Here is a 13,227-nt window from a genome sequence, read left to right on the forward strand (position 1 = left end):
TTACTCGTAATATTTATTGATTGCTTGACACAATCCGTTAGTAAAAATAATGCTTAATAAAATGGTAAAAATAATAGCAAAACCAGGTAATAAAACAGTCCAAGGCGCAAGATAAATTAACTCCAGTGAGTCTTTTATCATCGCCCCCCATTCTGGCATAGGGCGTTGAGCACCAAGAGAAATAAAGCTTAATGCTGTAATATCTAAAATAGCGACCACAAATGCGCGAGCGATTTCTTGCGTATAGATAGCACTAATATTCGGCAAAATTGTGCTTTTTAATAGCTCCCAATTTGAAATCCCATCTAATCTTAGTAAGAGAACATAGTCTTTCTTCAGCTCTTGCTGAATCGCTTGATAAATTGCATGCACAAAATACGGCAAAATAGCTAATAGGGTAGCAAACATGGCATTCATTAAGCTTGGTTCCATTAACGTGGAAATGATAATGGCAATCAGCAAAATAGGAATCGATAAAAAAGCATCAAAAAAATGACCTAAAAAACGCGCTTTAATCCCGCCAGACATACCCGCGAGAATACCTAGTGCGCCCCCAATAATTGCCACAGCGATAACCACCAAAAGGGATGAACCAAGAGTGTATTGTGTCCCCATTATTAATCGACTGAGTACATCTCGGCCAAGATCGTCCGTGCCAAAGAAAAAGGCAATACGACCTTTTTCAACCCAAGATGGCGGCATCAATTCTTCTCCCACAAACTCCATGCTTTCGCTATAAGGCATGATGAGTTTCGGGAAAATAGCGACCAAAATCAGGATAAAAAATAAGTAGAAACTAAATAATGCCACACGATTTTGGCGGAAAAGCAACCAAATTTGCAAGAGGGAGGTGCTTTCGCGAAATTCATCAGGTTCTCTATCTTGCATACCAGCCCTTCTTATTAAATGGATCTAACATAAACATCAGTGACTTGGCTAAGGTATCAATAATGATGATGCAAACACCGATCACTACGACTCCAGCCGAAATACTGTTGTAATCTTGTTGGGTCACGGCATCAATCAGCCAACGCCCGATTCCTGGCCAACCTAAAACGTTTTCTACCAACATACATTGTGTTAATACTAAGGTAAATACGCGAGTAAGCTGTGGAATCAATAATGGAAATGTATTACGAAAAACGTAACGTTTTAAAATCGTCCATTTCGACCATCCACGTGTTACAGCCGCTTTGGCATATTCTTGTTGAAGTAAATAATCAGCTCGTTGCTGAATGATGCGGATAAATTCCATTGTCGGCAGAATACAAAGCACTAATGTCGGTAAGGCTAAATGCTGTAAAACGTTTTGTACGATTTTGGTTCGGTAAGGGACATCAACAAACCACATATCAATGGTAGGAAAGCCTGTGATAGGTTTGATTTCATACAGCAAATTATACTGCCCGATGGCTGCAATCTCCCAGCTTTGAATCGCTGCGACATAGAGTAAAATCGGGGCAAACCAGAAAATAGGAATAGATAAACCAACATTAGAGATACTTTGCAATGCGCGTGCACAAGGACGCTGATTATAGACCGCACTTAATACGCCGAGAGGAATACCTAAGATGCAAGCCAATAAAAGTGCGGTAAAACAGAGCTCTAATGTGGGTGGTAATACAGTAAAAATTAAATCTTTTAACGATTCTCCGCCGTTATAGGTAATCCCTAAATCGCCCTGTAACAATGATGTAAGGTAATGATAATAAGCACTATAAATGTTGTTTGTGACAAGATCAGCATTGAGCGGATCTCGCATTAAAATCACAAAACTTAATACGGATAAAACCAATAATAAAATGCTTACCCAAATGACATAACGAATTGCTGAAAAGAGCATTATTTTTTCTCCTTATTTTTCATGAAATACAAGGTAGAAAAATTGATGCTACCAAATGGGGTCATTTCAATTCCTTTTACATTACCACGTGCGACTAAAAGTCGTTTTACGTTTGCAATTGGCACAATAGGTAATTCGTTTAAAATGAGCTCTTGCGCATTGTTATACGCTTTAGACCGTTCATATAAATGATTGGTGGATAGTGCGTGATCCATCATCTTATCGAATTCAGGGTTACACCAATTGGATAGATTAGTGATTTCCTTTTGTGTATCACAACTTAAAATCGGGCGCATAAAACCGTCAGGATCAAGGTTTCCAGCAAGCCAACCCGTTAAGATTAAATCGTAATCTTCAGTCCCTTTGCGTAATTGTTCGATTAAAAACGTGCGTGTTACTGACCGCACTTTAACATCCACTCCTGCTTTGGCTAAATCCCATTTAATGAGCTCCGCCATTTTTATTGGTGCAGGGTTATATACTTGCTCTTCGTTTATTACCCACATCTTTAACGTGAGTTTTTTATCGCGTAACGTTTTTTCCGCTTCTGAGGGCTGATAATCATAAGAAAAATCAGGCGTATTAATCGCAGAAGCCCAAGAAATATCAGGGATAATGTTATTCGCTACGGTTGCTGTATTGTGGTAAATATTTCGCACAATTCTAAAACGGTTTAAGCTTTGCGAAATGGCTTGACGAATAGTTTTATCTTGCATTAATGGCTTTTGGAAATTGAAAGCCAAATAGGCCAAGTTCATTCCATCCGTAGATTGAAGATAATAACGGTCGTCCTTCTCACTTAGCAAACCGAGTTGGCTGACTTCAGGATAAGACGCGATTTGACATTCATTATTAAAGAATTTAATTAAACGCCCTGTACGATCCGCCGAAAGATCCACAATAATATTTTTGATTTTGGCTTCTTTTTTCCAATAATCCTCATTGCGAACCAAGCGAACATATTGATTATACACGTAATCTTTTACTTGATAAGGGCCCGTGCCCACAGGATGCGTATCCAATTGGGTGAGATTATCATCCGCACTTAATTGATATGCATATTCTTGCGAGAAAATAATAGAGTATTGGCTAGCAAGATGCGACAGAATTGAGGCATCGGGTTCAAACAGTTCAATTTTGACCTGATAAGGATTCGTTGCTGTGATGCTTTTAATTTTTTGATTCAGCTTAATACTTTCAAAATACGGAAAGTGTACCTTCTTAGCTTGTTCGTGGAAGATTCTATATTGTGGATTTTTATAGGTTACTTCATTATCTGAAAATGTAGGCAAGTAAGTATCATGCCCTAAAACACGATTAATCGAAAAGACCACATCCTCGGCATTAAAGTCACGAGTTGGTGTAAACCAAGGAGTACGATGGAATTTCACCCCTTTACGAAGATTAATGAGAATTTGTTTACCATCAGATGAAAGAGAATAGGATTGTGCTAACACAGGAACAAGCGCTGCACTATGGTCTTTAATATCAAACAATTTGTTATAAATTTGTTCCGTCACTACATTCATACTAGTGCCGGCATCAGCGGTTTGCGGGTTAAAGGAAAAGCCCGATGCATTCGTGCAGTAGGTTAAGCCGTTTTCTGTCAGCATTTTGGGTATGCTTGGGGCGGCTTGTGCCAGATTAATTTGGCTCAACCCACACAATAAAAAACAAAAAGTGACATTTCGACGTAACATAGCTTTATTATTAAAGACCGTTTTGTGATAAATTGAGTGAATTGTAAAATATCTTGGCAAAAATGGCTAGTTATTGGATTTTTAGGATATGTTTAAATCAATTAATCGGGAAATTAATCAAATAATCAATCGTGGATTTGACCGCACTTTGCGTCTGGCTGTGACAGGGCTAAGTCGAAGCGGTAAAACGGCTTTTATTACGAGTTTGATTAATCAATTGTTACATATTAATCAAGAGGGAAATGCTCATCTTCCTTTATTTGAGGCTGCTCGAAATCAATCTATTTTAGCGGTAAAACGTGTTCCTCAGCAGGATTTAAGTATTCCACGTTTTGATTATGAAGCGAATCTCAATGATTTAATGAATAATCCACCACAGTGGTGCCAATCTACTCGAGGCGTAAGTGAAACACGCCTTGCTATTCGTTTTGAACGCCAATCGGGCTTACTTCGCCATTTTAAAGAACGTGGCACATTATATTTGGATATTTTTGATTATCCTGGTGAATGGCTATTAGATTTACCTTTGCTGAATTTAGATTTTCAACAATGGTCATTTGAACAAGCCAAAATTACATCAGGTATTCGCCAGCAGTTTGCTCAAGATTGGTTGGATAAACTGAAAAAGCTCGACCTAAGTGCGGTCGTCAATGAAGATGTTTTAGCGCAGATTGCAAAATCTTATACCGATTATTTGCTTGCCTGCAAAGCAGAAGGAATGCAATTTATTCAACCTGGCCGATTTGTCTTGCCTGGGGAATTAGAAGGCGCACCTGTATTACAATTTTTCCCCTTATTGCATTTGTCGGAAGAACAATGGTCAAAACTGAAAAGAGAGGCGAAATCCAATAGCTATTTTGCCGTGTTGAATAAGCGATATGATTATTATCGTAATAAGGTGGTGAAAGGCTTTTATGAAAATTATTTTTCTACTTTTGATCGCCAAGTGATTTTAGCCGATTGCTTAACACCACTAAATCATAGCCAACAAGCTTTTATCGATATGCAAACAGGGCTTAATCAGCTTTTCAAAAATTTCCATTATGGGAAGCGCAATTTACTTAATCGTTTGTTTTCCCCGAATATTGATAAGCTCATGTTTGTGGCAACAAAAGCCGATCATATCACAACAGATCAAATTCAAAACTTAATTAGTCTGATGCGCCAATTGGTGCAAGAGGGCGGTCGTCATGTTGAATTTGAAGGGATTGATACAGAATACACGGCAATTGCTGCGATTCGAGCGACAAAACAAGTTTTAGTTAATCAAAACGGTAAACAAATCAAAGCTATTCAAGGAGTGCGTTCTGTAGATAAGCAACTTATTACGCTTTATCCGGGGTCTGTACCAAGTAAACTACCTAGTGCAGAGTTCTGGTCAAAACAATCTTTTGATTTTGATTCCTTTGAACCTCAAGTTTTACAACAAGGTGAAAGCATTCCGCATTTAAGAATGGATGCAGTTTTACAGTTTTTATTGGCGGATAGGTTTGATTGATAGAAAAGTCAAATCAATTTAATTGTCAAATATTTAATATAAACCACTATTTTTTTATTGGTATTTAGGTAGAATTAATTTGAGTCTTTCTAAAGTAAAGGAGCTTATAATGAAAATGAAAACTCTCTTAGCATTAGCAATCAGCGGAATTTGTGCTGCTGGCGTGGCAAATGCACATGACCATATGGCAAAACCAGCAGGTCCTTCAATCGAAGTAAAAGTACAACAATTAGATCCTGCAAATGGTAACAAGGATGTAGGGACTGTAACTATTACTGAATCAAATTATGGTTTAGTGTTTACACCAAATCTACAAGGTTTAGCTGAAGGTTTACATGGTTTCCACATTCATGAAAATCCAAGCTGTGATCCAAAAGAAAAAGACGGTAAATTAACAGCAGGTTTAGCGGCTGGCGGTCACTGGGATCCTAAAGGCGCAAAACAACACGGTTACCCATGGCAAGATGATGCTCACTTAGGTGACTTACCGGCTTTAACTGTATTACATGATGGTACAGCAACTAACCCTGTTTTAGCGCCACGTCTTAAAAAATTAGATGAAGTTCGTGGTCATTCTATTATGATTCACGCGGGCGGTGATAACCACTCAGATCATCCAGCTCCACTTGGCGGTGGCGGCCCACGTATGGCATGTGGCGTGATTAAATAATTCGATTATCGAAAGATAAAAAAGTGCGGTCAATTTTGACCGCACTTTTATTTTTTATCAGGTTACTTAACCACTTCCGCCGTATATTCCAGTTTGTGAATCGCATTAATCAATTGCTCATCAGAAACTTTTGGATCTTCTACAACAGTCACAGTTCTATCTTTAATGGAGGCTTTAGTGGAAATCACGCCATCAATATTACGTAATTCTTTATTCACCAAATAAGCACAAAGCTGGCAGTTCATTTCATTCACTTTTAACATAACTTGCTTTGTTTCTTCTGCCTGAGCGATAGAGAAAGTGAATAATGAAAGCAAAAGTGCGGTCGTTAATTTCTTCATTTTTTGTTCCTAATTAGAAAGCTCTAAAATCCACGGTAAAATGGTTGGATAAGTTAAGAAAAAGAGCATGACAATAAATACAATCCAATACAAAACAATGAGCTTTTTACGGGAAATGTATTTGCTGCAAATGATTTTTTTGGAAAACATCAGCAACCAAAAGCCGTAGGCAAAGGCGCATAATGAAACGATAAGCATCGGAATGCGTAAATAATCATATTCACCCAAGCCAATCAACCATGTGGATGATACGCCAAATACTAAATAGATTAAAGGCGCAATACAGCACAAGGTTGATGCCACCGCAGCACTTAGCGCGGTGGCAATCGCAACCCAAAAAGATTTATTAGAGCTTTTTAGAGATGTAGTCATATTTAAATTCTTTCGGATCAAAGGAATTTAGCGGGTCACCACCGACTTCGGCATACGGATAGCCAAAGTTGTTGAGTGGGGCAAGTTCTGGCTGTGGATATAAATCGAAGTCACGCGCATGATTAAATCCTACCCAGTTTGCTTCCCAGTTACCGAATAAGTATTTGGCAACGGCTTGTGTATCCTGATCATCAACCGATTTTTTCTCCGCTAAACGCATTTTTGCCACGTCTGCAGAATCAACAGGCACCCAGCCGAATCCCGCAAGATAGAACTCAGCACGACAATGCTGACCACCACTTACGTTTGCTACGCCATGTTCGTCCGCACTACCGAATGCACCTTTGGAATATTTGCCCATTTTATCCGCTGCACCTAAACGAATACCGAAAATTTCACGAGCAGGAATACCGCTGGCACGAGCAAGAGCAACGAAAACAGAGTTAATATCGGTACATTTACCTTTTAACACACCAGTGGTTAGAATTTTTTCTACATCGCCATCACCACAGCCTAGAACAGAATTGTCACGTTCCATATTGTTGACGATCCATTGGTGAATCAACTCAGCTTTTTTCAATGGATTGGTTTCAGTGCCTACAATCTTATCGGCGAAATGTTTCACGATACCATCAGTTTTAATATGTTGAGTTGGTTTTAAATATTCTTGTACATCAACAGAATAGTGAACATCTTTTGGTGGCTTGTAATTTTCTAATGCACCTTTAACCATAGGTTCACGATCTTTGGTTTCAATCACCATTGTGATTTTTAAATCGCGTTTTTGTGCATCTTTATCCCAAGTCGCAAAGAGCGTTTTCGCACCATATTTGTTGTTTTCCGTTACATAGGCATCCAAATAGTTACCTTCAAAATGGATAGATTTTACCTGTTGATACTCACCATTAAATGGTAAAGGCACCCACAGATTCGCTTGTCCTTGCGAACCTTTTGGCGCAACTAAATCATAAGTTTGAGTGAATTCATACAGATGAGAATCGGTATTGTAGTTTGGAATGTCGGTATTGGCGTAAGCCATAGAACATGCGGAGAGCACCGCAGTGGCGATAAGTTTCTTCATGAAAAGATCCTTCTAGTTAGTTAACAGTTAAAACTTAACACATTAGATAAACTAATTGTGGACATGACTATAGTAGCTCATTTTATTTTCTAGTCAATATTGCTTTTTTATTTCAGCCATTTAAGATTTGCTAAAGAAATTCGAAGTAAAATACCATTTCTATTTTTATTGGAAAGAATAATGACAAAACAAATTTTCACACAATCTCAACAACCAGAAGAGGAAGAAATTCTGCCTAAGCAGGAATTTTATAATGTTGAAACAACCATCGATAATGAACCTTTAGAAGGGGAGTTGTTGGACGAGCAATTTGAGCAAATCGTGAAGCCTAAATCGAGTGGTTGGAAAACGGCTTTGAAATTGACCGCACTTTTATTTTTAGGGGCGACGGTTGCGCAATCTGTTCAATGGATTTTGGACAGTTATCAAAACCAACAATGGATTTATCTTGCTTTTGCCTTGGTGAGTTTTGTCGTTGTGTTGTTTGGTTTATCTGAAATTATCGCAGAATGGCGACGTTTGGTGAAGCTTAAAAAACGCTTGAATTTACAAGAACAAAGTCAGCGATTAATAGGTGAAAGTGCGGTTAAAAATCATCAAGTTTTTTCTGAACAGGATAGCGAAAAAGGGAAAGCCTTGTGTTTATCGATTGCCGATACCTTAAAATTGGATTCGCAACATCCCTCAATTGTCCAATGGGAAAAACAGCTGAATGAAAGTTATTCTGCTCGTGAAGTCACCCATTTATTTAGTAAGACTGTGTTACAGTCTTTTGATAACAAAGCGAAAAAACTGATTACAAAAATGGCAGCAGAATCCGCTGTGATTGTGGCAATTAGTCCTTTGGCCGTTATTGATATGTTTTTTATTGCGTGGCGAAATATTCGTTTAATCAATAAAATTGCAGCAATTTATGGGATTGAGCTTGGGTATTTTACCCGTCTTCGTTTGCTCAGAATGGTATTGGTGAATCTTGCTTTTGCCGGTGCGACTGAAATCGTGCAAGATTTAGGGATGGATTGGCTTTCGCAAGATATTACCGCAAAACTTTCTGCACGAGCTGCACAGGGGATCGGCGTGGGATTATTGACAGCTCGATTGGGCATTAAGGCTATGGAGTTTTGTCGTCCATTGGCATTTGATAAAGCAGAAAAGCCAAAGCTTTCTCATGTTCAAAAAGAATTGCTCACGGTGATGAAAGATACGGTACTTGGCAAGACGAAAGTGAAGGAAAAAGAAGAAGTGTAATAAAAAAGTGCGGTTAAAATTGAGCGCACTTTTTTTGTATAAAAGAGATGATTAAAGTCCCGCTTTCAAGCTTGCTTCAATAAAGCGATCAAGATCGCCATCTAGCACGGCTTGCGTATTACGATTTTCAACGCCTGTACGGAGATCCTTGATACGCGCATCATCTAACACATAAGAACGAATTTGGCTGCCCCAACCGATATCAGATTTATTATCTTCCATCGCTTGTTTGTCTGCATTTTTCTTTTGTAACTCAAGCTCATACAATTTCGCTTTTAACTGCTTCATGGCTTGATCTTTATTTTTGTGCTGAGAACGATCGTTTTGACATTGCACGACAATCCCACTTGGCATGTGAGTAATTCGCACCGCACTTTCGGTTTTATTGACGTGCTGACCACCCGCACCGGATGCACGGTAAACATCAATACGTAAATCAGCTGGATTGATTTCAATATCAATATCGTCATCAATTTCAGGATAAACGAAAGCCGCTGCAAATGATGTATGGCGACGGTTATTGGAGTCAAATGGGCTTTTGCGCACTAAACGATGAATACCGGTTTCCGTACGTAACCAACCGAAAGCATATTCACCACTGACACGAATTGTCGCTGATTTTAAACCCGCCACATCACCATCGGATACTTCCATTAATTCAGTTTTAAAGCCTTTGCTTTCTGCCCAGCGAAGGTACATGCGAAGTAACATTTCCGTCCAGTCTTGCGCTTCTGTTCCACCAGAACCTGCTTGTAAATCGACATAACAATCGCATGCATCATGTTCACCGCTAAACATGCGTCGGAATTCGAGTTTTGCAAGTTGTTGTTCAAGCTCATCTAATTCAGCAACGGCCTCATTGAAGGTCTCTTCATCTTCCGCTTCAATAGCTAACTCAAGCAGTCCTTCAACATCTTCTAAACCTTGTTCTAAACTCTTGATGGTATCAACCACTTGTTCAAGTGAAACGCGTTCTTTCCCAAGCGCTTGGGCTTTTTCAGGTTCGTTCCACACATCGGGTTGTTCTAATTCGGCATTAACTTCTTCTAAACGCTCAACTTTTGCGTCGAAGTCAAAGATACCCCCGAAGCACAGAAGTGCGCTCGGAAAGATCAGCGATTTTGTTTTTGATTGGATTGATTTCAAACATAATGACTAAATGAGTTTTTAAGCTAAATTGGAGATGGAATTATAAAGGATATGCTTAGGGTTGGGTAGATTATAGAGAAACAAAAAACCTTATTTATTTCAGAAATAAATAAGGTTTAAGTATGATTAAAAAGAATAAAATTATTCTTCAGCAGGGAATTTTTCTTCTAATTGATCTGCTAATTTGTCAATTGCATCATCCTTTTGGTTTGCTTTTGCGACAGCTTCAGGAACTTTACCAGCATTGTCAAGAGATGGTGATTTTACTTGAGACAAAATTAGTTTGGCCACTTCTTTTTCAGCATCTACGTATTCTTTATACATAGAAACAAGTGGTGAAACTTCTTCACTTTTAATTCCCAAGGCTTCTAATTCTGCCACATTTTCTGCTGCTTGTTTATCAAATGCTGCAACAGCCGCTTCAGTTTCGGTCGCATTGCTATTTGCAGATGCAACAGAAATTGCATCAAAACGAGCTTCAAGTTTTTTACTCGCTATTTCTTCCCACGCTTGAAACTTTTTCACTTCTTCAGCTTGTTGAGATGCAGCAAATGCACTGATAGAAGTGAAAGTTAATGCTGCGATAGCTGTCATTTTTAATAAATTTTTCATTGAGATAACCTCTTTTGAATAAAATAAAATTTGTACCCCTACATGGGTACGTTGCGCATTGTAAAAAAATGTAGTAATTTCGTCAACTATTTAATTGAGGTTTTTAGTTGGTTATTTTTTAGGAATAACAATTTTGCATAAATTCTCAATTACTTTATAATTTGCGCTTATTTTCATAAATTTAGGAACAAAGAAATATGAAGAAATTACTCACCGCACTTTTAATCACTGCTTCTGCCACTGCAATGGCGAGTGATGCTGAGATTAAATCGAAGTTACAGGCATTAGGTGCGAAAAATATTGATGTGAAAGATTCACCGGTAAAAGGCCTTAAAACAGCTGTGACTGATCAAGGTATTTTATATGTGAGCGAAAATGGTCAATATGTTTTGCAAGGCAAAATGTATGAATTAACAAATAAAGGTCCAGTTGATGTAGCGGGTAAACTTTTAGCGGATAAAGTGAATGCATTAAAAAGCGAAATGATCGTTTATCCTGCAAAAAATGAAAAATATGTTGTGACCGTATTTATGGATATTACTTGTCATTATTGCCATATCCTTCATCAACAAGTGAAAGAATATAATGATTTAGGTATTACTGTTCGTTATCTTGCATTCCCGCGTGCTGGAATGAATGAAACCGCTCGCCAAATGGAAGCAATTTGGACATCGAAAGATCCTGTATTTGCATTGAACGAAGCAGAAAAAGGTAACTTACCGAAAGAATTAAAAACACCTAACATTGTGAAAAGACACTATGATTTAGGTGTACAACTCGGTGTGCAAGGTACACCAAGTATTGTGACTTCAACAGGTGAATTGATTGGGGGATATTTAAAACCCAAAGATTTATTAGCTGCTTTGAAGGAATCAGCACAATAATTTTTAGTAGTGAGGGCGTATTGTATACGCCCTTTAAATATTTATATCATCAAAGTGCATATTGTAATTTCTTTGGATGATAATTTTAAATAACAAAATACCGTGAAAAAACTCATCAAACGTCGTGAAATTCCTGCCGGAAATTCTGTTTCAGATAATGCATTACTCGATCGTCTCTATCGTTCTCGCCATATTAAAAATAGCCAAGAATTAGACCGCACTTTGCAATCAATGCTGAATCCCAATCAATTACACGGTATTCAACACGCCGTAGATTTATTGGTTGCTGCTTATCAACAGCAACAAAAGATTGTTATCGTCGGTGATTTTGATGCAGATGGGGCAACCAGTACGGCGCTTTCAGTATTAGCTTTGTGTATGCTGGGCTTTACTGATGTGGAATACCTAGTGCCAAATCGTTTTGAGCAAGGCTATGGTTTGAGTGTACCTGTTGCTAAGATGGCAATGGAAAAAGGCGTGCAGTTATTGATGACGGTGGATAACGGGGTATCGTCTTTTGAGGGTGTGGCGTATTTAAAAGAGCAGGGTGTGAAGGTGTTGATTACCGATCATCACTTGCCACCAGAAATACTGCCGAATGCTGATGCCATTGTTAATCCAAATTTGCAACAATGTGATTTCCCTTCAAAATGTTTAGCCGGCGTAGGCGTAGCATTCTATTTAATGCTCGCTTTACGTGCCAAATTTCGCGAGTTGGGCATTTTTACGGCTGAAACACAGCCTAATTTTACTGAATTACTGGATTTAGTCGCGCTCGGCACAATTGCGGATGTCGTTCCCCTTGATCAAAATAACCGTATTTTAGCCCATCAAGGGTTGATGAGAATTCGTGCGAAACGTTGTCGACCAGGAATTATTGCTCTCGCTGAAGTAGCTAATCGAGAAGTCGAAAAACTTTGCTCGGCTGATTTGGGCTTTGCGATTGCCCCACGTTTAAATGCAGCTGGTCGATTAGATAATATGTCTGTCGGTGTGGAGTTATTACTTGCAGAAAGCATGCAAGAGGCAAGAGCCCAAGCCTTAGATTTGGACAGTTTAAATCAGGCTCGAAAAGAAATTGAGCAAGGCATGAAGTTAGAAGCCTTAGAAATTTGCCGAAATCTCACCGCACTTTCTGATGAATTACCGATGGGGATCGCCTTATTCCAGCCAGATTGGCATCAAGGTGTATTAGGTATTGTGGCTTCTCGAATCAAAGATCAATACCATCGACCAGTCATTGCTTTTGCGCAAGATCAAGAAGGTATTTTAAAAGGCTCTGCGCGTTCAATTGAAGGATTGCATATGCGCGATGTATTAGAGCGTATTCATTCTCAACATCCGGATATGATTTTAAAATTTGGTGGCCATGCTATGGCGGCAGGATTAAGCATTAAAGAAAGCTTTTTCCCTGATTTTCAAAAGATTTTTAATCAAACGGTGCAAGATTGGTTAAATGAAGATCAATTACAAGGTGTGATTTGGACGGATGGCGAACTTCAAGCAAATGAATTTAGTATTGAAACGGCAGAAGTGATAAAATCTGGCGGACCTTGGGGACAAGCTTTTCCTGAGCCTGTTTTTGATGGTGAATTTAAAATTTTTGAGCAACGAACTATCGGGCAAAATCAAAATCATTTAAAAATGCTTGTTGAGCCTAAAAATGGTGGTCCATTATTAGATGCCATTGCGTTTAATATTGATACTCGGTATTATCCCGATTTGTCGATTAAGCAGGCAAAATTTGCTTATAAGTTAGAAATTAATGAGTTTCGTGGAAATCGAAACCTCCAATTATTAGTCGATTATATTGAACCAATTGGTTAATT

13 protein-coding genes are annotated in these 13,227 nt (G+C 38.5%); 5 read left to right on the forward strand and 8 right to left on the reverse strand.

Annotation, left to right across the window (positions count from 1 at the left end):
• Genes INQ00_RS06815 through INQ00_RS06825 form a run of 3 tightly spaced genes read right to left on the reverse strand, consistent with a single transcriptional unit; the run spans position 1 to position 3,543 of the window.
• Positions 1–888 (reverse strand): ABC transporter permease subunit, encoded by an 888-nt coding sequence (locus INQ00_RS06815; RefSeq protein WP_197546586.1) that lies wholly within the window; start codon positions 886–888, stop codon positions 1–3.
• Positions 878–1,843 carry an ABC transporter permease gene (locus INQ00_RS06820; protein ID WP_049372498.1) on the reverse strand — a complete coding sequence of 322 codons (966 nt, stop codon included), beginning with the start codon at positions 1,841–1,843 and terminating at the stop codon, positions 878–880. The genes INQ00_RS06815 and INQ00_RS06820 overlap by 11 nt, the downstream gene beginning before the upstream one ends.
• Positions 1,843–3,543, reverse strand: coding sequence for an ABC transporter substrate-binding protein (locus INQ00_RS06825; RefSeq protein WP_197546587.1), 1,701 nt, complete (start codon positions 3,541–3,543; stop codon positions 1,843–1,845). The genes INQ00_RS06820 and INQ00_RS06825 overlap by 1 nt, the downstream gene beginning before the upstream one ends.
• Positions 3,544–3,631: 88 nt before the next feature.
• Between INQ00_RS06825 and INQ00_RS06830 the strand changes: the two genes are divergently transcribed.
• A complete protein-coding gene (locus INQ00_RS06830; RefSeq protein WP_014065235.1) occupies positions 3,632–5,041 on the forward strand; it encodes a YcjX family GTP-binding protein in 1,410 nt (469 codons plus the stop codon).
• A 109-nt stretch (positions 5,042–5,150) separates the two neighbouring features.
• Positions 5,151–5,711, forward strand: a complete 561-nt coding sequence (sodC, locus tag INQ00_RS06835; protein ID WP_005695896.1) for a superoxide dismutase family protein — start codon at positions 5,151–5,153, stop codon at positions 5,709–5,711.
• Positions 5,712–5,773: 62 nt separating this feature from the next.
• On the opposite strand, the gene INQ00_RS06840 is transcribed toward sodC, so the two are convergent.
• The 3 genes from INQ00_RS06840 to INQ00_RS06850 are packed head-to-tail and all read right to left on the reverse strand — an operon-like array spanning position 5,774 to position 7,505.
• The gene (locus tag INQ00_RS06840) at positions 5,774–6,052 is read right to left on the reverse strand and encodes a heavy-metal-associated domain-containing protein (RefSeq protein WP_065243712.1); all 279 of its coding nucleotides are present in this window, start codon (positions 6,050–6,052) and stop codon (positions 5,774–5,776) included.
• Between the two features lie 9 nt (positions 6,053–6,061).
• Positions 6,062–6,424, reverse strand: coding sequence for a mercuric transporter MerT family protein (locus tag INQ00_RS06845; protein ID WP_005695901.1), 363 nt, complete (start codon positions 6,422–6,424; stop codon positions 6,062–6,064).
• Complete coding sequence (locus INQ00_RS06850; RefSeq protein ID WP_197546588.1) at positions 6,399–7,505, reverse strand: transglutaminase-like domain-containing protein; 1,107 nt, start codon at positions 7,503–7,505, stop codon at positions 6,399–6,401. Before INQ00_RS06850 ends, INQ00_RS06845 begins: the two co-directional genes overlap by 26 nt.
• A gap of 180 nt (positions 7,506–7,685) precedes the next feature.
• On the opposite strand from INQ00_RS06850, the gene INQ00_RS06855 reads away from it, so the two are divergent.
• Complete coding sequence (locus tag INQ00_RS06855) at positions 7,686–8,753, forward strand: TIGR01620 family protein (protein WP_197546589.1); 1,068 nt, start codon at positions 7,686–7,688, stop codon at positions 8,751–8,753.
• 51 nt (positions 8,754–8,804) lie between these two features.
• Here the strand turns inward: INQ00_RS06855 and prfB are convergent.
• Together prfB and INQ00_RS06865 are read right to left on the reverse strand one after the other, a co-directional pair.
• Positions 8,805–9,903, reverse strand: a protein-coding gene (prfB, locus tag INQ00_RS06860) for a peptide chain release factor 2 (RefSeq protein WP_197541950.1) whose coding sequence is annotated in 2 segments (ribosomal slippage) — positions 8,805–9,827 and positions 9,829–9,903 — 1,098 coding nt in all. Because the reading frame shifts where the segments join, the coding sequence is not laid out codon by codon here.
• 140 nt (positions 9,904–10,043) lie between these two features.
• Positions 10,044–10,514: a PM1805 family lipoprotein gene (locus tag INQ00_RS06865; protein ID WP_197546590.1), complete on the reverse strand. Its 471-nt coding sequence runs from the start codon at positions 10,512–10,514 to the stop codon at positions 10,044–10,046.
• A 197-nt stretch (positions 10,515–10,711) separates the two neighbouring features.
• On the opposite strand from INQ00_RS06865, the gene dsbC reads away from it, so the two are divergent.
• Both dsbC and recJ read left to right on the forward strand, forming a co-directional pair.
• A complete protein-coding gene (gene dsbC / locus INQ00_RS06870; protein ID WP_197546591.1) occupies positions 10,712–11,398 on the forward strand; it encodes a bifunctional protein-disulfide isomerase/oxidoreductase DsbC in 687 nt (228 codons plus the stop codon).
• 102 nt (positions 11,399–11,500) lie between these two features.
• Positions 11,501–13,225, forward strand: a complete 1,725-nt coding sequence (recJ, locus tag INQ00_RS06875) for a single-stranded-DNA-specific exonuclease RecJ (protein ID WP_197546592.1) — start codon at positions 11,501–11,503, stop codon at positions 13,223–13,225.
• The last annotated feature ends 2 nt before the right edge of the window (positions 13,226–13,227 follow it).

Origin of the sequence: Haemophilus parainfluenzae (assembly GCF_014931275.1) — a bacterium.
GTDB lineage: Bacteria > Pseudomonadota > Gammaproteobacteria > Enterobacterales > Pasteurellaceae > Haemophilus_D.

Bases quoted from the DNA above. Each gene is read 5' to 3' on its own strand.
- INQ00_RS06850 (WP_197546588.1), bottom strand. From the start codon at position 7,505: ATGAAGAAACTTATCGCCACTGCGGTGCTCTCCGCATGTTCTATGGCT.
- INQ00_RS06825 (WP_197546587.1), bottom strand. From the start codon at position 3,543: ATGTTACGTCGAAATGTCACTTTTTGTTTTTTATTGTGTGGGTTGAGC.
- sodC (WP_005695896.1), top strand. From the start codon at position 5,151: ATGAAAATGAAAACTCTCTTAGCATTAGCAATCAGCGGAATTTGTGCT.
- INQ00_RS06840 (WP_065243712.1), bottom strand. From the start codon at position 6,052: ATGAAGAAATTAACGACCGCACTTTTGCTTTCATTATTCACTTTCTCT.
- dsbC (WP_197546591.1), top strand. From the start codon at position 10,712: ATGAAGAAATTACTCACCGCACTTTTAATCACTGCTTCTGCCACTGCA.
- INQ00_RS06820 (WP_049372498.1), bottom strand. From the start codon at position 1,843: ATGCTCTTTTCAGCAATTCGTTATGTCATTTGGGTAAGCATTTTATTA.
- INQ00_RS06845 (WP_005695901.1), bottom strand. From the start codon at position 6,424: ATGACTACATCTCTAAAAAGCTCTAATAAATCTTTTTGGGTTGCGATT.
- INQ00_RS06865 (WP_197546590.1), bottom strand. From the start codon at position 10,514: ATGAAAAATTTATTAAAAATGACAGCTATCGCAGCATTAACTTTCACT.
- INQ00_RS06855 (WP_197546589.1), top strand. From the start codon at position 7,686: ATGACAAAACAAATTTTCACACAATCTCAACAACCAGAAGAGGAAGAA.
- INQ00_RS06830 (WP_014065235.1), top strand. From the start codon at position 3,632: ATGTTTAAATCAATTAATCGGGAAATTAATCAAATAATCAATCGTGGA.
- INQ00_RS06815 (WP_197546586.1), bottom strand. From the start codon at position 888: ATGCAAGATAGAGAACCTGATGAATTTCGCGAAAGCACCTCCCTCTTG.